Annotated in this window: 15 protein-coding genes and 1 pseudogene; 6 read left to right on the top strand and 10 right to left on the bottom strand. The window is 71.8% G+C overall.

The annotated features are described in order from the left end of the window. Nucleotides 1-133 precede the first annotated feature (133 nt). The 3 genes and pseudogenes from MXD61_RS21510 to MXD61_RS21495 all read left to right on the top strand — a co-directional run bounded on the left by MXD61_RS21510 (nt 134) and on the right by MXD61_RS21495 (nt 3,374). Nucleotides 134-1,410: pseudogene (locus MXD61_RS21510) on the top strand (aminoacyl--tRNA ligase-related protein). A gap of 207 nt (nt 1,411-1,617) precedes the next feature. After that, nucleotides 1,618-2,808 (top strand): acyl-CoA dehydrogenase family protein, encoded by a 1,191-nt coding sequence (locus MXD61_RS21500; RefSeq protein WP_248815258.1) that lies wholly within the window; start codon nt 1,618-1,620, stop codon nt 2,806-2,808. A gap of 5 nt (nt 2,809-2,813) precedes the next feature. Next, nucleotides 2,814-3,374 (top strand): MaoC family dehydratase, encoded by a 561-nt coding sequence (locus MXD61_RS21495; RefSeq protein ID WP_248815257.1) that lies wholly within the window; start codon nt 2,814-2,816, stop codon nt 3,372-3,374. A 29-nt stretch (nt 3,375-3,403) separates the two neighbouring features. On the opposite strand, the gene MXD61_RS21490 is transcribed toward MXD61_RS21495, so the two are convergent. The 10 genes from MXD61_RS21490 to MXD61_RS21445 form a co-directional block, all read right to left on the bottom strand. Then, nucleotides 3,404-5,791, bottom strand: a complete 2,388-nt coding sequence (locus MXD61_RS21490) for a serine/threonine-protein kinase (RefSeq protein WP_248815256.1) — start codon at nt 5,789-5,791, stop codon at nt 3,404-3,406. A gap of 3 nt (nt 5,792-5,794) precedes the next feature. Continuing rightward, complete coding sequence (locus MXD61_RS21485) at nt 5,795-8,638, bottom strand: PKD domain-containing protein (RefSeq protein ID WP_248815255.1); 2,844 nt, start codon at nt 8,636-8,638, stop codon at nt 5,795-5,797. After that, complete coding sequence (locus MXD61_RS21480) at nt 8,631-10,946, bottom strand: transglutaminase-like domain-containing protein (RefSeq protein WP_248815318.1); 2,316 nt, start codon at nt 10,944-10,946, stop codon at nt 8,631-8,633. Before MXD61_RS21480 ends, MXD61_RS21485 begins: the two co-directional genes overlap by 8 nt. A 2-nt stretch (nt 10,947-10,948) precedes the next feature. Beyond that, complete coding sequence (locus tag MXD61_RS21475; RefSeq protein ID WP_248815254.1) at nt 10,949-12,091, bottom strand: DUF58 domain-containing protein; 1,143 nt, start codon at nt 12,089-12,091, stop codon at nt 10,949-10,951. After that, a complete protein-coding gene (locus tag MXD61_RS21470; RefSeq protein WP_374629339.1) occupies nt 12,088-13,065 on the bottom strand; it encodes an AAA family ATPase in 978 nt (325 codons plus the stop codon). The genes MXD61_RS21475 and MXD61_RS21470 overlap by 4 nt, the downstream gene beginning before the upstream one ends. A 400-nt stretch (nt 13,066-13,465) precedes the next feature. Next, complete coding sequence (locus MXD61_RS21465) at nt 13,466-13,996, bottom strand: AAA family ATPase (protein WP_248815253.1); 531 nt, start codon at nt 13,994-13,996, stop codon at nt 13,466-13,468. 78 nt (nt 13,997-14,074) lie between these two features. Further along, nucleotides 14,075-14,548 carry a VOC family protein gene (locus tag MXD61_RS21460; protein WP_163550076.1) on the bottom strand — a complete coding sequence of 158 codons (474 nt, stop codon included), beginning with the start codon at nt 14,546-14,548 and terminating at the stop codon, nt 14,075-14,077. 256 nt (nt 14,549-14,804) lie between these two features. Beyond that, entirely contained in the window at nt 14,805-16,394 is a 1,590-nt protein-coding gene (locus MXD61_RS21455) for an FMN-binding glutamate synthase family protein (RefSeq protein WP_248815252.1), read from the bottom strand. 397 nt (nt 16,395-16,791) lie between these two features. Continuing rightward, complete coding sequence (locus MXD61_RS21450; RefSeq protein ID WP_248815251.1) at nt 16,792-17,184, bottom strand: nuclear transport factor 2 family protein; 393 nt, start codon at nt 17,182-17,184, stop codon at nt 16,792-16,794. Between the two features lie 105 nt (nt 17,185-17,289). Beyond that, nucleotides 17,290-18,483 (bottom strand): citrate/2-methylcitrate synthase, encoded by a 1,194-nt coding sequence (locus tag MXD61_RS21445; RefSeq protein ID WP_248815250.1) that lies wholly within the window; start codon nt 18,481-18,483, stop codon nt 17,290-17,292. 133 nt (nt 18,484-18,616) lie between these two features. Between MXD61_RS21445 and MXD61_RS21440 the strand changes: the two genes are divergently transcribed. From MXD61_RS21440 to MXD61_RS21430, 3 genes are all read left to right on the top strand, one after another. Continuing rightward, a complete protein-coding gene (locus tag MXD61_RS21440; RefSeq protein WP_248815249.1) occupies nt 18,617-19,945 on the top strand; it encodes a citrate/2-methylcitrate synthase in 1,329 nt (442 codons plus the stop codon). A 208-nt stretch (nt 19,946-20,153) separates the two neighbouring features. Next, nucleotides 20,154-21,005 (top strand): ABC transporter substrate-binding protein, encoded by an 852-nt coding sequence (locus MXD61_RS21435; protein WP_248815248.1) that lies wholly within the window; start codon nt 20,154-20,156, stop codon nt 21,003-21,005. Nucleotides 21,006-21,282: 277 nt separating this feature from the next. Continuing rightward, nucleotides 21,283-21,516: a hypothetical protein gene (locus MXD61_RS21430; RefSeq protein ID WP_248815247.1), complete on the top strand. Its 234-nt coding sequence runs from the start codon at nt 21,283-21,285 to the stop codon at nt 21,514-21,516. Nucleotides 21,517-22,287 lie beyond the last annotated feature (771 nt).

Genomic DNA, 22,287 nt, shown 5'->3' with positions numbered 1-22,287 from the left:
CGAGGAGACCGCGATGTCCGATCACCACCCCGGCCCGACCCATCCCGCCGGCCCGACCCGTTCCACCGGCTCGGCGCGACCCGCGGGTTCGGCCCGTTCCGTTGGCGAGGGGGCGTCCTACGATCATCGACGGGTGGGGCGGGAACTGGGACTGTTCGACACCGATCCGTTGATCGGGGCGGGCCTGCCGTACTGGCTGCCGGCTGGGGCGGCCGTCCGACGGGCGCTGGAGGAGTACGTCCGTGACGCGGAACGGCGGGCCGGATATCAGCATGTCTACTCGCCGGTGCTCGGGAAACGGGAACTCTACGAACTGTCCGGACACTGGTCGCATTACCGCGACGAGATGTACCCGCCGATGGAGGTGGGCGCGGAGCAGCTCGTCCTGCGGCCCAGCCTGTGCCCGCATCATGCGCTGATCTACCGGTCGCGCGGGCGTAGCTATCGTGAACTGCCGCTGCGGCTCGCCGAACTCGGCGGGATGTTCCGGTCGGAACTGTCGGGCGTCCTGGGTGGCCTGGCGAGGGTCCGGGCGATCCAGCTCAACGACGCGCACATCTTCGCCACCGTCGACCAGGTCGCGGGGGAAGCGGCGGCGGCGCTGGGGATGATCCGGGCGGCGTACGCGGCCATGGGAGTGGTGCCCGTCCGGTACCGGCTGTCGCTGCCGAGCGAGGGTGGCAAGTATGTCGCGGCGCCGCGGCTGTGGGAACGGTCGACCGCGCTGCTGCGGGAGGTGCTGGACGGCGCCGAGGTCGCGTACGAGGCTGTGGCCGGGGAGGCCGCCTTCTACGGGCCCAAGATCGATGTTCAGGTCGCCGACGCCGCCGGACGGGAATCGACCCTGTCCACCATCCAGATCGACTTCTACCAGCCGGAGCGGTTTGACCTGCGCTACACCGGTGCGGACGGCGAACAGCATCGTCCGGTGATGATTCACCGCAGCATCATCGGTTCGCTGGAACGGGCCCTTGGGGGGGGGGGGGGGGGGGCCGCGCCGGGGGGGGGGCCGCCGGCGCGGGGGGGCCGCGGGCCGGGGCCCGCCGCCCCCCCCCCCCCCCCCCCCCCCCCCCCGGGGCCCTTCCCAGCTGGCTGGCGCCGGTCCAGGTGATGATCCTCCCCGTCACCGAGGCCGAACTCGCCTCCGCCGCCGCCCTGGCCCGCCGCTGCCTCGAACCCGAGGTCGACCTGCGGGCCGAGATCTGCGCACCGGACCGAGGCTCGCTCGGTGCTCGTATCCGCGCCGCTCGCCACGTGCCCTACCAGGCTGTGGTCGGCCCAACCGAGGCCGCCGCCGGCCACGTCGCCCTGCGCCTGCGCGACGGCCGTCGCCTCGCACCCGGACCCGCCGAGGCGGCGCTGCGCGCGATTCGCGCGGCTGCCGCGTCGCAGCGAGCCCAGCCTGGATGAGGCCATCCGATCGCTCGCCGAGTTCGCCGGTGGTCGAAACGGCGGGTCGAACCTGGCGGGGCCCTCCTTCCTCGGGTGGGGGCGGAAGGGATCGTGCTAGCGTCCGGGCGGTCGCTGGTGGTGACGGGTGCCACCCTCGACCGCCGGTGATGGATGCGGGGCGTCCGGGTGCGGTCGGTCAGGTGAGGGTCGGACGGGAGGTGTGCCGTGCCGGACACGGGGCTCAGTGACGAGCAGGAGGCGCTGCGGCGTTCGGTCGCCGAGTTCGCCCGGGAGGTGGTCGCGCCGGTGGCCGCGCACCATGACGAACAGCGGTCGTTCCCGTACGAGGTCGTCGCGGCGATGGCGAAGATGGGGCTGTTCGGACTGCCGTTTCCCGAGCGGTACGGCGGGATGGGCGGCGATCTGTTCTCCCTGTGTCTGGCGATCGAGGAGCTGGCCCGGGTCGACTCGTCGGTGGCGATCACCCTGGAGGCCGGCTGCGGGCTCGGCGCGATGCCGATCTACCGGTTCGGCACCGAGGAGCAGCGGCAACGGTGGCTGCCGGCGTTGTGCGCGGGGGAGGCCCTGGGCGCCTTCGGCCTGACCGAGCCGGAAGCCGGTAGTGACGCGGGCGGCACCCGAACGTCCGCCGAGCTGGTGGACGGCGCCTGGGTCGTCAACGGGTCGAAGTCGTTCATCACGAACTCCGGTACCGACATCACCCGGCTCGTCACCGTGACCGCCCGGACCAGCCCGGCGTCCAGCCCGTCCGGCCGGACGAGTCCGTCCGGTGGCGGCGGTGGGCCGCCCAGGGAGATCAGTGCGATCGTGGTGCCGGTGCCCAGCGCCGGGCTCGAGGTGGGGCCGGCGTACTCGAAGGTGGGCTGGCATGCCAGCGACACCCATCCGCTGACACTGACCGACGTGCGCGTACCCGCGGACCATCTGCTCGGGGAACGGGGCCGCGGCTACGCGAACTTCCTCGCGATCCTCGCCGAGGGCCGGATCGCGATCTCGGCGCTGGCCGTGGGCCTGGCCCAGGGATGCGTGGACGAGTCGGTCGCCTACGCCCGCAGCCGCCGCGCCTTCGGCCAGCCGATCGCGTCCCATCAGGGGATCGCTTTCATGATCGCCGAGATGGAGGCGCGCACCCACGTCGCCCGCACCGCCTACTACGACGCGGCGGCCCGGGTCCTCGCCGGCCGGCCGTTCGCCAAGGAAGCCGCGATCGCCAAGCTGGTCAGCAGCGCCGCCGCCGTCGACAACGCCCGCGACGCCACCCAGATCCACGGTGGCAACGGGTTCATGAACGAGTATCCGGTCGCCCGGCACTGGCGGGACAGCAAGATCCTCGAGATCGGTGAGGGCACCAGCGAGATCCAGAAGCTCCTCATCGCCCGTCACCTGGGCCTGTGACCGGGATGACCGCGTCCGACGGCGGTGCGCCTCGCCACGACGGCGCTTCATCCCCCGACGCCGCTTCATCCTCACGCGGCGGCGACACGTCGGCGGGCTCGCGGCGGCGGGTCGAGCAGCGTGGGCTGTACTTCGACGAACTCGAGACGGACGTCGTCTACGCCCACCGGCCGGGCCGCACCGTCGGCGAGGCCGACAACACGCTGTTCAGCACCCTGACGATGAACGCGCAGGCCCTGCACCTGGACGAGGCGTGGAGCAGCACCCAGCCGTTCGGCACCCGTCTGGTGAACAGCATGTTCACCCTGTCGACCCTGGTCGGGCTGTCCGTCAGCCAGCTCACCCAGGGCACCACCGTCGCCAACCTCGGCTTCGGTGAGATCCGTTTCCCGACGCCCGTGTTCCACGGCGACACCCTCAACGCCGAGACGGTCGTGCTCGCGAAGCGGCGTTCCCGTAGCCGGCCCGGCGAGGGCGTGGTCACCTTCGAGCACACCGCCCGTAACCAGCGCGGCGAGATCGTCGCCGTGGCCGTCCGCACCGCCCTGATCCTGCTCGCGCCCTGATCCCTGTGCCCGCTGGCCGCAGGCGCGTGTCACCGCAGCGGCAACTGCCAGATCCCGGCGGACGGCGGGCCTCCCTTCGCGTCTGCCACCGTGCCGGCGACGCGTACGGTGGCGCCCGCCACGAGGACCCCGAGCAGCTCGGTGCGGGAGGCCGTCGCCAGCGGGATCACGGTCCAGCGCCCGCCGGTGGGGTCGCCGACCGCGAGCGCAGGTCGCAGGTCGGACGCGCCGCCGGTCGACCCGATGCCGAGCACCCGGTTGTCCGGTAGCCGGGCCAGCGAGGTCAGGACCAGGCCGGACGGCAGCGAGGCGGCGGTGAGCTCCCAGCGCGCGCCGTCGGAGGATCGGCGTAGGCGGGTGACTGTGGCGCTGCCCGCCAGTTCGGTGCCGGCCGCGAGCAGCGAGCCGCCGGCCAGCTCCACCGCGCAGTCCACCCGCTGCTCCGCCGGGCCGCCGAGACCCTGCACGGTCACCCGGGTCCAGGCGATGCCGTCGACAGACCGCCACACCGCACCCTCGCCCCGGTCGTCCGCTGGCCGTCCCACCGCGAGCAGGGCGTCGGCATGCGGGACAAGGCCGGTGATCTCACCGGACAGGTCAGCGGCGCTGGGCACAGCGGTCCAGCCGCGCCCGTCCGATGAGCGCCACAGCGCCGGACGGCTCGCCTCGGCGCCGCCACTGGCCGCCGGGGTGGGCGAGACGGCCGGGCGGATGCTGCCGACGGCGACGAAGCCATGGCCGGGAAGGTAGGCGACAGCCGCCATCGACCCTGACCGCGCGCCGGCTGGCAGCACGACCGTAACGGCCTGCCACCGTTGCCCCTCGGCGGACACCCACGCCAGCGGGGTCACATCGGCGGGGGCGGACGTCAACTCGCCGCCGGAGGTGCCCCCGACGGCGACCTGTGTACCGTCCGGGCCGGCAGCCAGGCCGGAAACGACCGCGCCCGCTGTCCGCGCCGGATCTGTCGCACCCGTCGGGCCCGTCGGGCCGAGCAGGCGGGTGCCCAGCCGGGCAGCCGGGACAGCGGATGGTGCGGTTCCGCTGCCGGCCGAGGACGGCGCCGGCCCGACCGAGGACGACGGTCCGGTCGTGCCAACGGCCTGCCCGGTGTCACGTCCATTGGCGTCCGAGCCACCGGGGAACAGCACCGTGACGATGATGATCGCGGCAACGGCGGCGACCGCCGCCGGGATCGCAAGGCGGGCTTGTCGGCGATGACGTTCGCGGTCCCGGCCATCGCCAGCGGAGCCGTCCTCTCGGCCGGTTCGGCGGGACGCGCCGGTCTCGATGACCAGATCGCTCGCGTCACCACCGTCGCTGGCAACGTCGTGATGTCGCGCCGGGTCGGTCAGGTCACTGGTGTCGGGGCGTGCGGTCTGTGCGGTCTGTGTGGTCTGCTCGGCCGGTGGGCCTGGTGCCGGTGGGCCTGGTGCCGTCGGTCCTGGCGGCGGCGTCCGCGGCTCGGCTGGCGCTGCCGGCGAGGTGGGAGTGTGGGTGGTCAGGTCGGCGAGAGGTGGCCGGTGGTGGGCGGTCGCGTCATGGGTGGCGTCGAGGAGTGCGCGTTCGGCGCGCACGATGACGCCGCTGGCGGCCAGCCAGCCGGAGCCGAACACGGCGGTGGCCGCCGTCGCGAGCTGGCGGGCGAACTCGGCGGCGCTGCCCTGCCGGTCGTTCCGGTCCCGTTGCAGGGCCTGGCGGATCACCGCGGCCAGCGGATCGGCGACCCCCCGGGGCGCCGGGGCGGGTTCGTCGACCTGGCGGCGCCAGATCTGCGCGGGGGGCAGCCCCGGGTCGATCGGCATACCGCCGGACAGCAGCCGGAACAGCACCACCCCCAGCGCGTACAGATCGGTCCCGGCGCCGACCCGGCCGCCGCCGATCTGTTCCGGCGCCATGTAGCCGGGGGTGCCGGCGATCGAGTGCACCGAGGTGCTGCTGCCGCCGAAGAACCGGCTGATGCCGAAGTCGACGAGCTTCGGTGCGCCGTCCCGGGTGAACAGGATGTTGGCGGGTTTGACGTCCCGGTGCAGCACCCCGGCGGCGTGGGCGGCGGCCAGCGCGTCGGCGGCCGCCAGTCCGACCGCGCAGGCCGCCGCCTGGGACGTCGTGGGCAGCCGGGTCCGCAGCGTCCCGCCACCCAGATGCTCCATGATCAGCAGGGCCAGGTCGTCGCGTTCGACGTAGTCGTAGATCCGCACGATGTGCGGGTGGTCGAGGCCGGCGAGCACGTCGGCCTCGCGGCGGAACCCGGCCCGCGCCTGCACCCCCGCCCGGGTCAGCACCTTGACGGCGACCCGCCGGGAGATCTGCCGGTGCCGGGCCTCGAGCACGACCCCGCTCGCGCCCTGCCCGAGGACGACGCCGAGCTCGTAGCCGGGCAGGGCCGCCTCGACCTGGGCGCGTTCGACCAGCACCGGTTACTTCGCCACGTCGATACTCGTCGGGCTGTTCTGCGCGTTGCTGACCACCGTGACCACCGACGACGCCGTTCCAGCGGGAACGTCCACCTGGAAGGTGCACGGCCGGCCGGAAACGGAGTCGAACCGGCTGCCGGTGCACTGGTCATCGTGGATGCCCGTGCCACTCACCGAACGCACGAGGATGGCCGCGCCACGAGAGGTGCCTGTGACGGAATAGGTGGTTCCGGCGGAAGAGGAGGCGACGACGGTTTTCTCCAGAGCGATGGACGCCTGCCCGTCCAACGTGGTGGTCGCGGTGCTCCGCAGGCCGTTCTGGTCGGTGACTGTCACCGACGCCTGATGTACACCGGCCAGATATTCGTGGTACGCGGACGTGGGCTCGGTGCTGGGCCCATCGCCTTCTCCGTCGCCGAAGTCAAAGAGGTACGAGACGATCGGGGCCGACCCTGGCCGTGAGCCGGAGGCATTGAGTCGATAGAGGTAGCCCCCGACGCCACCCGCCGGCGCCCGTTCGAACACGAGCGCGGCCGTCGGGGGAACGCGGGCAGGGGCGGTGACCTGGGTGCCGGCATTGGCGGTGGAAGAGCGGCCCGCCTGATCGCGGACGGTGACGTTCACGGTGTAGGTGCCGGCGGCGGTGACGGAGTGGTGGATGGTGGCGGAGGCCTGCGGCCCGACGGTGGTGCCGTCGCTGAAGGCGAACGTGTAGCTGGCGATCGATGCGGAGCCGGCCGTGGACGCCGAGGCGTCGGCGACGATGTCCGTGGGCACCGTCGGCTGGCTGCTGCTGGTGGTCAGGCGGGCTATCGGCCCGGCGGCGGTGGTGGTGACGTGCGCGGTCGCGCTGGCCGTCGAGCGGAGCCCGGCACCGTCCGTCACCGCGACGGTCACGGTGAAGTCGCCGGCCCGGGCGAAGGTGTGCGTTGCCGTGGCGCCGGCGGCGGTCGTCCCGTCGCCGAAGTCGATCGTGTAGCCGTCGATCGGGCTGGATCCGGCCGTCGAGGCGGACGCGTCAACCCGGACCGCCAGCGGTGCCTCGCCGGTGGCCGGAGTGAGAGCCACCCGGGCCGTCGGTCCGGTCGCGGTTGGCTGCTGCGGGGCGGGCCCGGCGCGCACCGTGATTCCCGCGTTCACGACCGAGACCGGTCCGCTCGCAAGCGTCACGTTCGCGCTGATCACGTAACGGCCGGGTGCCGTCCAGGCATGGGTGGTGTTGATGCCCTGCGAGGAGGGGCTGTCATCGCCGAAGACCCACGAGGCATCGACCACCCCGGAGCCGGCGACCCGCAACCGCACGTTCTGCCCGACGGTGGCGCTCGTCGTGCTCGCCTCGATCGTCAGCCGCGGCTGCTGTGGCTGTGGATCGGTCGTGAGCACCGGGTCAGGCCGGGTCTGCCCGCCACCGGGCCCCGGGTTCGCCGGTCGCGGGGTCTGTGGCACCGGGGTCTGTGGCGTCGATGGCAGAACCGCGCCGTCGGAGGGCGGGCGGGTGGAGTTGGGCTCGGGCTCGGGGCTGCGTCCCGTGGGCGCGCCGGCCGGCGGGGGTGTGGGGGTCGAGGCGCCGCCCGGCGGGGTCGCGGTCGGCCGCGGGACGTCACCGGTGCCCGGGCCGTCAGCCGGTGTGCTGCCAGGCGGGTGGTCATCGGCCGATGCGCCGTCACCGACATCCGTCCCGCCTGGTCCCGCGCCGATGCGCTCGGCGCCGTACTTGCGGACCTCGGCGGTCGAGCCGTCCAGACGGATCACTCCGGCGACGCTGCCCGCCGGGTCGTTGTAGAAGACGAAGTCTCCTTGCGTGGTCAGGCTGAACTGATGGCGGGGTGCCAGAACGCGCCGGGTGACCAGCTTCCGGCCGGCGGCCGTGTCCACCACGTGCACGGCGCCGGCGGTGAAGTCAGGCACGAAAACCCGGTCGCCGAGACCCACCGGCGCGCCCAGCTCGTGTCCGGCCGCGTCAAGGTCGATCACCGACCCACACTGACGGGCGGCGAGGTCTGCGATCGTGAGCACCCCGCGGCTGCCCACCGCCGCGTACACCCGGTCCGAGTCCGAGGCGCCGGCGATCTGCACATCGCTGTCGGCTGCGCCGACGTCCAGACAGGTGGACGGGCGTGCCGCCCCGTTGGACGACAACGGGCTGACCTGCCGGCGGACCAGGTTGACGAGGACCGGCCGGCCATCCGCGAGCACCAGCCGGCTGTGCGTGGGGTCGGCCGTCCGGGGCCGGTCGTGTCGGGTCGTCCCGTCGAACCAGACGAGGTCTCCGGTGGACGTGTCGACCAGCCACAGCCGCCCGGCCCGGTCGACGACACCGCCATCCGTGCCCACCCTGGCCGCCAACGACTGCCGTCCGCGCACCGACAGCGTCGAAGCATCACTGGTCGTCACCACTCCGGCACGATTATCCAGCAGGTAGAGCGATTCCGAGCCGACGAACAGACCGGCGGTGTCGCCGGCGGTGAGCAGACCGCTGCGGTGGTCCCAGGCGTAGGTCGCGCCGCTGATCCGACCCACGGTGCCGGTGGAGGCATCGACGACGAAGGCGTCGAGATCCGCCTGGGCGATGCTCAGTGACCCGGGGGGCAGGCCTGGCCGGCCGACCCGCACCTGCGTGATGACCTCCGCGGACGCGCCGTCCACCAGCGCGACCTGCCCGACCGCATCGGAGACCAGCCAGGCCGCGTCACCGCCGATATCGATCCGATGCTGCCCGCCGGCGTCCGCCGTCCCGGCGACGACCAGCGCGACCAGGAACAGGACGGCGGCGAGCAGGCCTTCCGCCCATCGCCGACGCGCCGGGTGCACCCGGCGACCGTCGGCGTCGGTTCGAGGCTCAGCCATCGGACCTCCCTGCCGTCACGATGGCCCGCCCACCTGCGCCCTGGCGTCCGGGATGTCCGCCGGGTCCGGGACGTCCGGAGCGCAGTACCGGCCTCGGGTCGAGGGCCGCGCGCAGCCGTCGCGGCCACCACACTGCGGCGGCGATCCGCTGACGCAGCAGCACCACCAGCTCCCAGGCCTGCGCGGCGTCGCCGTCCGCAGGCTCCCCCCGGTCGTACAAGGCCTGGCTGACCAGCGGCGCCAACCGCAGGAGCGGTTCGGTGACGGCCGAACCGAGCACGGCCGCGTCCCGGAGGACCTCCTCGACCGAACGGGTCGCCGCCGGGGAGACACCCCACTCGGACAGCCGATCGCGGGCCTCCCGCCAAGCCGCCGCAACCCGCTGGCCGGGCGGGCCGGTGCGGCACCGGCGCCGCCGTCGGCGGGCCTTCTCCGCGACGACGGCCAGGGGGCCGAGTACCCCGAGCACCAGCAGAACGGCGAGCAGCACCACCACAACGACGTGACGAGCGGACATCTGGCCGTCCGCGTCGCGCTGGTCGAGCGTGGGCAGGGCTGACAGCGGCGCCGTGGTCCGGCCCGACGCGGCGGCCGCGGTGGGCGGCGGGTTTCCCGTGCGGCCTGTGCCCTGGCCGGCGGCGTCCGGAGGTAGTTCGAGCGCCAGATGACTGGTGTCGGTCGGCTCGAACGTGACCCAGCCGAAACCAGCCAGGTAGACCTCTGGCCAGGCATGCGCTCGCGCCTGACTGATCGTGTAGACACCAGGCCGGCCGGGGGTCCGCGGGCCCAGCAGGTAGCCGACCGCGATCCGGGTGGGAAAGCCGCGCAGCCGGGCCAGGAGTGCGAAGGCAGCGGCATGCTGCTCGGCGTAGCTGTGTCGCTCCCGCGGATCCTCACTGGTCAGCAGCCTGGTCAGCGCGCCGTAGGAGTGTCCGGGGCGGCCGGCGAGGTCGTAGGGGAAACGCGTCGGGTCGCGCAGGTAGCGCTGCAGCGCGGTCAGCTGGGCGTAGGGCGTGGCGGCCCCGGCGGTGGCCCGGGCCGCCACCATGGCCAGCTGCGGTGGCGCCCCGGGCGGGACGGTGCGGTAACGGGCCAGCGAGGGTCCGGTGCCGGCGACCGCGTCCGCCAGGCGGTCGGGTGACATGTCGGCGACAGCCGCGGTGAACCGGTAGCGCGCGCCACGGGCGCCACCGGGAGCGGTGCTGATCAGGGTGCCGGTTCGGGCGTCGAACGCCGTCGGCGTTCCGCGCAGCCGGGAGGGTTGGCCGGCCACGGGCAGCAACGCCGTGTCGAGGTGGTCCAGGGTGACATCCCCCCGTACGGTGATCGTCCCAGTCGCGACCTGCCCCGACCGTTTTTGATCCGGGTCGGAGGGAAGTGTGTGGCCCACCGGCAGGTAGGGGTCGAGGTTGCGCCAGCTTGCCCCGTCGAAGTCGCCGAGCACCGCGGTCAACACCCGGTCGACGGGCAGCCGTCCGTTGGACGAGGCCAGCCGGATCGTGCCCAGAGCCCGCGGCGGCGCGGCGGACAACTGCGGGCGGACCTGTGCCAACGGGTCCAGTTGGGCGACGGCGAGCACTGGCTGGGGATGGACGGTACGCGGGTCGAAACGACCGCTTCCGGGTGCGACGGCGGTCAGGGTGATCCCGGCCAGCACGGCCACCACCACCACTGGCGCGCCGAGCAGGACCGCACCCGCGCCGAGCCCGGGCGCCGCGTCATCGCCGCGCCGAGCTCCGCGGGCGAGGCCGAAACCCAGCCCAGCAAGCGCCAGAACCGTACTGGTGGCCAGGGGCGGGTGGTCCGACAGTGTCAGCAGCGACGCGGCCACGGCAAAGGCGAGAACAAGTGGCGCAAGTGGTGCAAGCGTGGTGTCGGACCGGGTCGCGAGAGTCACGGCCAGCGCGGTCGCCAGCCATAACAACAGGACGGGAACGGCCAGCAGGCTTGGACGCGGATCGGTGGGTAGGCCAGCCGCCAGGAGGCTCGACCAGCCACGCCGCAGTCCGGACAGGGCGGCCCGCGGGCCGCCAACGGCTCGGCCGTCGGCCCAGCCGAACACGGCGACGACCAGAAAAGTCGCCAGTCCAGCGAGGCTGACGACAACCCGCACGTCCATCCTGGTGCTGAGGCGCCGCGCCGCGCCGGTCGCCGCCGCGCTCGCCAGAACCGCGCCGGCCAGCACAGGCCACGCGGTCCATCCGGCGAAAAGGGCGGCGAACTCACCGGCCACAGCCAGCGCCACGGTCAGCAACAGCGCCGCCTGGGCGAGCTGCCACGACCGGCCCGATCGGGACCTCGCGGGCATGCTCACCGCACGGTTCGGTTCCACACGGTGGCAAAGTCCGCGCTGGTGGCGGCAGCCACCGTGAACGCTCCCGGAACCGCAGGGGCCGGGCCGCCGGCATGCGCGCCGAGAAACGCGACGCTGGCCGCGGGGAACCGGCGCAGCGTAGGCCCGACGGCGTGTAGCGCCGCCTGCCGCGGGGTGCCGGTGACAATCGCCAGTGCGGCGCCGTCCTGGGCCGTGTCGAGCCCGGAGATCGCGGCGAGGCCAGGATCGTCGTCGCGCCGCCCGGCCTCGGCGAACAGATCGAGCAGCGCCCCTCGTCCGGAGGCGCCCCGCTCGGCCGAGGCCAGTGCACCGCCGGTGGTGCGGGCCTGCACCGGATGCCCGCCCTCGAATGCGGCAACCGCGAGGGAGACGGCGACCCGTACCGCGGATTCGAAGGACTCGTCGGTGTAGGGCGCGGCGCTGGTGTCGAGCAGTACCAGCATGCGCGGCTCGTGTGGGACCACGTTGTGACGGATCATGAGAGTTCCGGTGCGGGCGGTCGACGGCCAGTGGATCAGCCGGAGGTCATCGCCTCGCGCGTACTCACGCAGGCTGTGGAACGCAACTCCGCCCGCCGGTGCAAAGGCCGAGGTCCGGCCGTCGAGATCGGGGAACCGCCCGGTGGGCAGGGGCGCCATCGGATGCACTCGTGGATACACCCACAGCCGGGTGGGGGAGGGATAGGTGTTGGCAGCGCGGAACAGGCCGAGCGGGTCGCTGTGCCCGACTGTCAGTGGGCCTACCGGATGAACCCCGCGCCGATCGGTGGGCAGCGGGTAGTCGATCTCCCGGGAGGCGCCAGCGGCGAGGCTCGGCACCGTCACCCGCACCCGCTGTCCCGCCACCGCCTCAACGGCGACAAAGGGCGGGCACCGCCTCGAACCGACGTTGGTCACGGTCAGGACACCATGTGCCTCGCCGCCCTGCGCGACCCGGCTGGGCTCGATCCGCCGCGCCACCCGGACGCGCGGTCTGGCCAGCAGCCAGAGCGCGCCGCCAGCAAGAACCACCAGACCGGTGACCCCGAGACCGAGAAGTTCGGGATACCGCAGCATCGGCCAGCTCGCCAGCAGCACGGCGGTGGCCACGAGCGCCCCCCAGCCGGATCTAGTGATCATCTGTGGATGGCGTAGGCATCCGGAATCCGTACTGATGCCGTGATTCTCGCCAGCACATCCGTTCCGGTGAGCCCGTCGAGCCGCGCGTCGTGACGCATGATGATCCGATGCCCCAGCACGACCGGCGCCAGTGCCTTCACATCGTCCGGCGTCACGAACGGACGCCCCGTAGCCGCGGCTCTGGCCTGCGCGGCCCGGGCGAGGGACAACCCACCGCGTGGGCTGACACCGAGCCGGATCTGGTCCGGGTAGCGCCTGGTGTCCGCGACGATCATGACAATGTAGTCGTACATCTCCGGCGACAGGTGCACACCCCGGACGATCTCGGTCATGCGCAGCAGGTCGGTTTCGGCGAGCACCGGTTGCAGGTCCTCCGGCTGGGCACCCCGGGTGCCGGCGGCGAGAATCGCGACCTCCGCCGCGTGGTCCGGGTAGCCCACCGTGGTGCGGATCATGAACCGGTCGATCTGGGCCTCGGGAAGCTCATAGGTACCGCCGTGCTCGACCGGGTTCTGCGTCGCGATCACCATGAACGGGCGGGGGACCCGGTAGGTGGTCGAGTCGACCGTGACCTGCCGTTCCTCCATGACCTCCAGCAGTGCCGACTGTGTCTTCGGGGAGGCCCGGTTGATCTCGTCGACGAGTGCCACGTTGGCGAACACCGGCCCCTGGTGAAACTCGAACGTCCGGCTGGCTGCATCCCAAATCCGCACCCCGGTGACATCGGAGGGCAGCAGGTCCGCCGTGAACTGCACCCGCCGGACCGTGCCGCTCACCGACTGGGCAATCGCGCGGGCCAGAGATGTCTTACCCACACCGGGGACGTCGTCGAGCAGTAGATGCCCCTCGGCATACATGCACAGCAAAGCCCGCTCCACGACCGCGGGATTGCCTCGGAAGAACTCCGAGACGGTGGCGGCCAGAGCCCGATGACGCTGTGAAAACCAGTCGGCGTCCGCCGCGGATGTCTCCACGTAACTCCCCGCACCTACGTGACCTTGCTTGCCTGACGCATATGTGTCGCCCGCAGGCGGACGGGCCGAAGAATCACACTGTGCAACATTGCCCGGGCCTGTTCCACCGTCCGGTACGAACCCGGCAGGCGGGCACCCTCAAGATCGAGAATTTCGCTGCCGACAACAGGCATATCAATACCGGGCCTGCTAACGCCAGGCGTGTTGATGTGCGGGACGTCTCTCGCCACGCGCCCCCGTTCGTGGACGGCGGACAAAACGATACACGACGAACGGATCGACGGTGGTTTCCTTTCTTGCGGACTGTCAGAGTGCCCTGCTTCGGCGCTCCTGAGAGCGGCGCAAGCCCCCGCTGTCAGCGCGGAACGGGCTCCGGCGCGTTCACCTGCTCCTGTCTCCCTCATGGTTTCTCATGCCAGTTGGGCCAACCCGCCGGCCAGACTTCGATCTCGCGGCGGCGGTGTAGACGGACGAAGGTCTGGCCAGGTCCGGGCGCGGCGAAGCGCTCGCCATATCGCTGGCGGTAGATCGGATGCCTGCGCCAGGACCAGCGGATCGGATGGTCGGCCCGGGGTAGGTCACGCCAGCGTTCCCGGTTGCCGTTCCACAGTCGCCGGCGCAGTAGCAGCCGCCCCGCCGTGCGGCGCAGAAGCTGCCATTGCGCCAGCCACCGTGGCGGATCCAGCCAGACCACGGTGTCCGCGCGGGCCCAGATCAGATCCTGGACAGCGGAGTAGTTACCGTCGACCACCCAGGTGGGTGCGGCGGTGGCCGCGTCGACGTCGTCGACGAAGGTCGGCCGGGGCACCCAGCCGGGACCATGGCGCAGTTCGTCAAGCTCGATGTGCGGTACGGACAACGTGGCGGCGAGTCGGCGGGCCAATGTCGATTTGCCTGACCCGGACACACCCACGATCAGTACCCTGCGCACGACAAAAGATCATATTCGGCCAGGGTGCGGCAGCCGAGGGCGGGTGGTGGCTCTCGCCCGCAGCTGGCTCGGCAACGCTCAGCCGGCCGCCGCGCGCCGGATCTCCTCGATATCGATCTTGGACATTGTGAACATGGCCTCGGTGGCCCGCCGCGAGCGCTCAGGGTCCGGATCGCCGAGCAGCTCGCCCAGCGCGGACGGCACGATCTGCCAGGACACCCCGAACCGGTCCTTGAGCCAGCCGCACTGGCTCTCCACGCCACCATCGGCGGTGAGCACGTCCCAGTACCGGTCGATCTCGGCCTGGGACTCGCAGAACACCTGCAGGGAGAAGGCCTCGGTCTGCGGGAACTCGGGACCGCCGTTGAGCGCGACGTACTCCCGACCGTCCAACTCGAACTGGACGGTCATCGCCATGCCCTCGGGCCGGCGCCCGCCGGGCCCGTACCGGCTGACGTTGGTGATGCGTGAGTTCGCGAACAACGACGTGTACAGCTGCGCGGCCTGCTCGCCCTGATCGTCGAACCACAGACACGGCGTGATGGGGGGCATGTGCGGACCCTTCGTCGGGATCGGTCATCGGGATCGGTCGCCTGCATTGGTCGCCTGCATTGGACGCCTGTTCGCATCCGATGGCAGAACCGTAGCCGTCCCCTCCGACAGTTTTCGCCAGCCGTCGGGCCCGTCGGCCTTCACCTCCGCCGGGTCCGTCACCCGGCGCCCGGCGCCCGGCGCCCGTCACCGTCGTGCGCGTGGTCCGTCGGCGCCGTCAGAGGTCGGACGCCCGGGGGTCGCGCGACGGGCGTGGTCAGGCTCGGAAGCTGTCGGGGTCGGCGGTGATCCAGTCGGCGATCCAGGCTGGCGGCGGGTCGGCGAGCAGCTCGCCGGGTTCCAGCCAGTCGAAGAGCTCGGCGTAGCTGCGGGTGTCGGTGTGGGTGACGCGGCGCATCAGCATGCCGGGGTGCAGCTCGCCGGGTGTCGCGCAGCCCAGCGACGCCATCATCTGGACGGCGGTGGCGACGGTGGCCTGCTGGTAGCGGCGGACCCGCTCGCTCTTGTCGGCGACGTCCAGCGCGCGGGCACGCCGCGGGTCCTGGGTGGCCACGCCCACGGGGCAGGTGTTGGTGTGGCAGCGCTGCGCCTGGATGCAGCCGACGGCCATCATCATCGCCCGCGCCGAGTTGGTGTAGTCGGCGCCCTGGGCGAGCCGTTTGACGATGTCCACCCCGGTGGCGACCTTGCCGCTGGCCCCGATCCGAATCCGGTCCCGCAGGCCGACACCGACCAGCGCGTTGTGCACGGTGATCAGGCCCTCGGTGAGCGGTGTGCCGACATGATCCTCGTATTCGAGCGGGGCCGCGCCGGTGCCGCCTTCGGCCCCGTCGACGACGATGAAGTCGGGGGTGACGCCTTCGGCGACCATCGCCCGGCAGATCGCCAGCAGTTCCCGCCGGGATCCGAGGCACAGCTTGAACCCGGTCGGCTTCCCGCCGGCGAGCTCGCGCATCCGCGCGATGAACAGCACCAGCTCCCGCGGGGTGGCGAACACCCGGTGGCCGGACGGGCTCACGCAGGTCACTCCGGCCGGGACTCCCCGGGCGGCGGCGATCTCGGCGCTGACCTTCGCCGCCGGCAGGATGCCGCCAAGGCCTGGTTTCGCCCCCTGGCTGAGTTTGAGTTCGACCATCCGTACCGTCGGCAGTGCCGCCTTGTCCCTGAACCGCGCCGGGTCGAAGTCGCCGTCCGGGGTGCGTGCCCCGAAGTAGCCGCTGCCGATCTCCCAGACGAGGTCGGCGCCGTGGCGCAGGTGGTGCTCGGTGAGGCCGCCTTCGCCGGTGTCATGGGCGAAACCGCCGGTGGCGGCGCCCCGGTTCATCGCCAGCACCGCGTTGGCCGACAGCGACCCGAAACTCATCGCGGAGACGTTCAGCAGCGCGATGTCGTACGGCTGCGTGCAGTCGGGGCCGCCGACCCGCACCCGTGGCGGTGGCGCGTCGGCGGCGACGTCCAGCGGTGCCGTCGAGTGTGGCAGGAACTCGTAGCCGACCGCGTTGACGTCCCGCTCGGTGCCGAACGCCTGGTCGCTGTGAATACCCTTGGCCCGCTCGTACACGCTGGTGCGCACATCCCGGTCGAAGGGTGTGCCGTCGTAGTTTCGCTCGATGAAGTACTGCTGGATCTCGGGTCGGATGTGCTCGAGCGCGAACCGCAGATGCCCGGCGACCGGGTAGTTGCGCAGGATCGCGTGCCCCGACTGGAGCAGGTCGTAGGCGGCGAGTGCCAGGACTGCGACGAGCACGCCGACCGCGACCCACCACGGCGCGCTCCACAGCAGGGCGGCGCAGATCGCCCCCGTGAGGGCGACGACCAGACCGGCAACCATGCCCACGGGGAACATCGCGTCTGTGGTCCTCTCCCTGCGGCGGCCTCCTCGATCGTGAAACCGTGCCGGGCGTGGGGACGGTGCGCTGACCGTACTGACCGCCGGTGCGGCTTCGCGTCGTGGCGATGGAAGCGACGCTATCTGGGGGCCTCGCTATCTGGGGGCCTCGGTGAGCAGGGCGCGCAGGACGGGACGGCGTCCTCGGGCGTGGCGATGGACCGCACCAGAACACCCTGCGCCGCCAGGTCATCGTCTGGTGTGACCGGTCAGGTGTCCAGGCTCACCGTCAGATGATCGTTTGCGATGCCTGGATGGTGGACCCCGCGGCGCCGTAGGCGGGGCGCCGTGTGGTCCCGGTCGTCGGTGCGGCGGCCCGGCGCGATCACCGCACCGGCGACCGGCTGGCGAGGCCTTACGCGCCCGGAACGCGGTCCAGGAAACCGGTGACCGTGCGGATGCGGCCGTCCGCGGCGAAGGTGACGACATCAAATCCCGCCACCGGTGCCGAACCGTCCGTGCGGGAGACCAGTTCCCAGCCGAAGCGGGCGACCTGGTGATGGATGTCCGGCGAACCGGTCAGGCGGAACTCGTAACCGGTGAACTGCTGCTGTACGCCGCGGATCAGTGTGGCGAGTGCCTCGTGCCCGGCGACGTCGGCAAGGGGGTCGACGTAGGTCGCGTCCTCGGTGAGGGCGGCGGCCACCGCCCTGGCCAGAACGTCGCCGGTGGTGTTCCAGGCGGCGAGATAACGCTCGACGGACTCGAGCTGGGACGGCGCCGACACAGTCTGCTGTTCTGCTGTCATGGGCACACTGTGTCGCGCCGCGCACAGGGTCGTCGATGACGTCGGAGGTCATCGACGACCCGCGGATCTCGCCGCCGGACGAACGCCGGACGTGGTCGTCGTGGTCTAGCCGCGGTCGGGCACCGGCTGCGGCGCCGGCGGTCCCACATAGCGGGCGGAAGGCCGGATGATGCGGGGATCAGCGGTCTGCTCGAGAACGTTCGCCGTCCAGCCGATCGTGCGGGCCACGGCGAAGGTCGGGGTGAACATGTCCCGGGCCAGGCCGCACAGCTCCATCACCACGCCGGCGTAGAACTCGACGTTGGTGTGCAGCTCCCGTCCCGGTTTGAGTTCGGCCAACAGTTCGACCACCCGCCGCTCGACCCGCACGGCGAAGGTGACCAGATCGCCGCCGAACTCCTCGGCCACCGCCCGCAACATCCGCGACCGGGGATCCTCCGTGCGGTACACCGCATGACCGAAACCCATGATCCGGTCGCCCGCGAGGACATGCTCGCGAATCCAGGGATCGATCCGCTCGGGGCTGCCGATCGCGTCCAGGGTGTCCAGCGCCCGGCTCGGCGCTCCGCCGTGCAGCGGGCCCGACAGCGCGCCGATCGCGCCGACCACACAGGCCGTGAGATCCGCGCCGGTCGAGGCGATCACCCGGGCGGTGAACGTCGAGGCGTTGAAGCCATGGTCGATCGTGCAGATCAGGTACCGCTCGATCGCCCGGACCTGGGCCGCGGTCGGCTCCGCGCCCCGCAGCATCCACAGGTAGTTCGCGGCGAACGCCAGGTCGTCGCGAGGGGCCACCGGGGCCAGCCCGCGCCCAAGCCGGTGCAGGGCCGCGGCGAGTGTCGGCGTGACCGCCCCGACCACAAGCGCGTCGTCGAGGCGGCTGGCCGCGTCGACGTCGTAGAGCGGCCGCATGCCGCGGGACGCGCCGACCAGGGACAGCGCCGTGCGCAGCCCGTCGAGCGGACCGCCCTGACGTCCGGCCCGTGCCAGTGTGGGCAGGACCTCGATGATCTCGGGTGGGAGGTGGCGCAGCGGGGCCACCCGGGCGGCGAACGCGGCCCGGGCCTGCTCGCTCGGCAGCTCACCGAACATCAGCAGCTGCCACACGTCCTCCAGCCCGCGGCGCTCGGCCAGCTCGATCGCCGAGTACTGCCGGTAGTGGTAGAAGCCCTCGCGGCCACGGACGTCGCCGAGTTCCGTGCGGGTGACGACCAGCCCCTTCAACCCGGGCGGTGCCTCCGCCAACCCGGGCGGTGCCTCCGCGCCCGTCGCGCCCTTCGCCCTCGTTGTGATCACCATGATGATTGACCTCCTCGCCATCAACGATTGATCCAGTCATCCAGGAAGTCAACGTTGATTACAATCAACGTGAACCAGTACACTTGCCTCGGCTGGTGGGGAGGCGGGCGCTACGGGAATCTGGAGGGCTCTGGTGGAGGACGAGCGGGCACGGCTGACCTCGCGGGAGGTCGCCCAGCGACTCGGAGTCAAGATCGAGACGGTGTACGCCTACGCGAGCCGCGGCCTGCTGCACAGCCGGCGCGAACCCGGGCGGCGTGACAGCACCTTCGATCCCGCGGAGGTGGAGCGTCTGCGCGAAAGCGGGCGTGGCGGCCCCGGCCTCGCCGTCGGGTCCGCCCGGGTGCCCGGTGGGGGCGGGGTGGACGCGACGTCCGAGGGTGCGTCCGGGCTGCCGGCGGTGCGTACCCGGGTGACCGTCATCGAGGGTGGTCGGCTCTACTACCGGGGCATCGACGCCGTCGATCTCGCGGCCCGGCACCGGTTCGAAGCGGTCGCCGGCTGGCTCTGGCAGGGACGGCTCGACCCGGTGGTGCCCTTCGTCGTGCCCGCCGAACTGGCCGGGGTGCTCGCGCGGGTCGGTGCGCTCGTGCCGGCGCGCGCTCGGTTGACCGATCGGCTGCGGATCGTGGTGTCGCTCGCGGCGGCCAACGACCCGTTGCGCTTCGACCTGCGTGAGGAGAGCGTCCTGCTCACCGCCCGCACCCTCGTGGCGGCCCTGGTGGCGGCCGTGGCGCGGCCGTCGGTCGGCCCGTCCGGCCCATCCGACGCGTCCGGCCCGTCCGGCCCGTCCAGCCCGTCCGACGACGAGCAGGGGCCGCTGGCGCGACGGCTGTGGTGGGGGCTCACCGGGTCAGCGGGTGATCAGGACGCGCTGGCCTGTCTGGACCAGGCCCTGGGACTGCTCGCGGACCATGACCTGGCGGTGTCCACGTTCGCGGTACGGGTCGCGGCCTCGGCTCGAGCGGACCCGTACGCGGTGGTCGCCGCCGGTCTCGCCGCGCTCGACGGTCCGCTGCACGGCGGGGCGAGCAGGCTGGCCCACCGGATGATCAAAGAGGTGCTGGACGGGGACGACGCTGTCGGCGTGCTCTCCGAGCGGTTGCGCACGGGGCAGCCGGTGCCCGGATTCGGGCATCCCGCCTACCCCGAGGGTGATCCGCGAGCCCGGGCCCTGCTGCGGGCGCTCAGCGCCGTGCCGGCGGCGCGGCAGGCATGCGGGGCCGCCCACGAACTGGTCCAGGCGGCCGGGCGGGAGCGTGCCCCGCACCCCAACATCGATCTGGCCCTGGCCGTGCTCACACTCGCCGCGGGGATGCCCGCCGATGCCGGCGAGGCGATCTTCGCGGTGGCGCGGTCCAGCGGATGGCTGGCGCACGCGCTGGAGGAGTACCAGGAACGCCCCCTTCGCCTTCGCCCGCGCGGCGTCTACGTGGGCCCACCGGTCACCCCGACACCCTGATCCCGCCCGTCCCGCGGGTCTCCCGCCCACGCCGCGGGTCTCCCGCGCCGACCGCCGTCCGGGGGTACCCGCCGCGGGTCAGGACGGGGCGGCGGCGAGTGGCGCGCGGTCATCCGGCCATACTGTGAGGTACTTCCGCACGTAAGACCCTTTTGTCATTTTTGGTCCGGCGCGCCACCGCGAGACGGTGGGCATCACGGAGGCCCTCATGCCCCTGTCCGCACGCCCGCGGCGGCTCGGTGTGTTCGCGACGGTCAGCGCGCTTGCGACGGTCAGTGCGCTGCTGGTCGCCCTGACCGCCTGTTCGGGATCGTCCAACGGTGACGGTGACCTGAACCTCGTGCATCAGGGTCGGCTGACGTTCGCGACGAGCGCGCCGATGGACACACCCTGGTTCGCCGACGGCCAGCCCACGAACGGCCGCGGATTCGAAAGCGCGCTTGCCTATGCCCTCGCCGCGAAACTCGGCTTTTCCGCCGACCAGGTGCGGTGGACGACCGTGTCACGTAACGACGCGCTCGCTGCGGGCAAGAAGAACTTTGACATCGACATCGACCACGTGGCGATGAGCCCACAGCTTCGCGAGAACGTTGACCAGAGCGCCGGCTACTACACCGTCCCGCAGACGGTCGTAGCACTGAGGACCTCACGGATCGCGCAGGTGACCACCCTGGCCGGACTTCGGGACGCCAAGCTGGGGGTCCCGGCGACCGGGAACGGGCAGGCCACGATCACCAAGCTGATCGCACCCGTCCAGGAGCCCGCCGTGTTCACCGATACGAACGAGGCGGCCGAGGCGTTGGAAAACGGGCCAATCGATGGCATCGTCGTCGACTTCGTCACGGCTTTCGCGCTGACGCACACCCTGCCGAACGCGTTCATCCTCGGGCAGTTCTTCGGGGCGGAACCGGTGGACCAGCTTGGCATGGTGTTCGAGAAGGGAAACCCGCTGGCGCAGAGCGTCAATGACGCGCTCGCTCGGTTGCGCGAATCGGGGGATCTGCTCAGAATCGCCGGCCAGTGGCTTGGGGCCGAAGCCGGAGCCCCCGCTCTCCAGTAGTTCGTCAGCCCAGGGGCGACCGCGGGCCAGACGCCTCGCGGATGTGGGCGGGGCCGACAGGCGCAGAACCGTGCGTGATTTTTCCATCACTGTGGGCTGGCGGGTGGCGGGCGGGGAACGCTGCCGTGTCCCAGCGCTGGTGGTGATCGGGCCAGGGGTGAGACAGGATCGTGACAGGGGGCGGCCATGGCCGGGAGGTCCGGTCGGTGCCGCGGCAAAAATGTCGCCACTGCAATGTTGCGAAACGTCCGCCAAACCGTAACCATGTTGGCCCGTGATGACCTATGACGACGTACTGCAGGTAACGGATCCGGTCGAGCGGGCCAGGCTCGCCGATCAGATGATGTGGGCGGACCATCCCCGACGTTTGGAACTACGGACCGTACGCGGGATCGCACTGCGGGAGGCCCTCGACCGCGGACTTGACGCACAGGACATTGCCAGTCGCCTCGTGGTCACGGTGGCGGATCTGGCCTGGATGGCCGCCCCGGTATCGCCCGCTGCGGCCTGAACGGCGCGGTGGTCGGACAACGGCGTCCGTCCGCCCGACGCGGCTCGCGGGTTCGCCCGCGCGCGGAACGCACCTTTCGCACAGATTTTCCAGCCGGATTTTTCCTGTGTTTTGTTTGATTTTTCTTACTTAGAGTAATCGCAGTGCTGTGTCTTCGGTTGTGGCTGGTGTGCTCTCGAGGCGATCCCGGCCTTTCCATGCCGGGCTGGCGTCGATCTTCGGTCTCGGGTTGCAGCTGGATTTCTAGCTCCCTGACCTGGACTTTTGCCCTTGTGTGCACTGGAGTGCATGCGTCGGGGCGGCTCGTCGGCTATCTCGGTGCGACGGGCCATCCATCCCCATCCTCAGTCGGGGCCCGCTTCCGCTCCCGAGATCAATCACTGAATGTGATGACTCTCCAGGGCATCGAGTGCGGACTGTTTCCAGTCGCCTGTCGTCCGGTCGAGGGGTGCCGCGCGGCTGTCGGTGTCGGTGCCGGCGCTGAGGGGCGAGGGCGCTTCCGATCACTGGGTGAGTCGCCGGGGCGAGGATGTGATGTGAGCTCGCGGCCGGGACAGGCCGGCGGGCTGGCTCCCGCGGGTGCTGTCACCAGCTGACGGTGCTGTTACCAGCTGGCGGTGTTGTAGTCACGGCAGACGGGGGCCGCGGGCGGTGACCCTGGCTGCGACGGTCGGCCAGGTGCCAGGTGCCAGGTGCCAGGTGCCAGGTGCCAGGTGCCAGGTGCCAGGTGCCAGGTGCCAGGTGCCAGGTGCCGGTGGGTCAGGGTCGGGT

The organism is Frankia sp. AgPm24 (genome assembly GCF_023243055.1).
GTDB lineage: Bacteria > Actinomycetota > Actinomycetes > Frankiales > Frankiaceae > Frankia > Frankia umida.
Note: the sequence above shows the minus strand (reverse complement) of the source record. Positions and strands in the feature narration are given on the sequence as shown.

Bases quoted from the DNA above. Each gene is read 5' to 3' on its own strand.
- MXD61_RS21445 (WP_248815250.1), bottom strand. From the start codon at position 18,483: ATGGTGATCACAACGAGGGCGAAGGGCGCGACGGGCGCGGAGGCACCG.
- MXD61_RS21455 (WP_248815252.1), bottom strand. From the start codon at position 16,394: ATGTTCCCCGTGGGCATGGTTGCCGGTCTGGTCGTCGCCCTCACGGGG.
- MXD61_RS21480 (WP_248815318.1), bottom strand. From the start codon at position 10,946: ATGCCCGCGAGGTCCCGATCGGGCCGGTCGTGGCAGCTCGCCCAGGCG.
- MXD61_RS21450 (WP_248815251.1), bottom strand. From the start codon at position 17,184: ATGACAGCAGAACAGCAGACTGTGTCGGCGCCGTCCCAGCTCGAGTCC.
- MXD61_RS21430 (WP_248815247.1), top strand. From the start codon at position 21,283: ATGACCTATGACGACGTACTGCAGGTAACGGATCCGGTCGAGCGGGCC.
- MXD61_RS21460 (WP_163550076.1), bottom strand. From the start codon at position 14,548: ATGCCCCCCATCACGCCGTGTCTGTGGTTCGACGATCAGGGCGAGCAG.
- MXD61_RS21475 (WP_248815254.1), bottom strand. From the start codon at position 12,091: ATGATCACTAGATCCGGCTGGGGGGCGCTCGTGGCCACCGCCGTGCTG.
- MXD61_RS21485 (WP_248815255.1), bottom strand. From the start codon at position 8,638: ATGGCTGAGCCTCGAACCGACGCCGACGGTCGCCGGGTGCACCCGGCG.
- MXD61_RS21435 (WP_248815248.1), top strand. From the start codon at position 20,154: ATGCCCCTGTCCGCACGCCCGCGGCGGCTCGGTGTGTTCGCGACGGTC.
- MXD61_RS21495 (WP_248815257.1), top strand. From the start codon at position 2,814: ATGACCGCGTCCGACGGCGGTGCGCCTCGCCACGACGGCGCTTCATCC.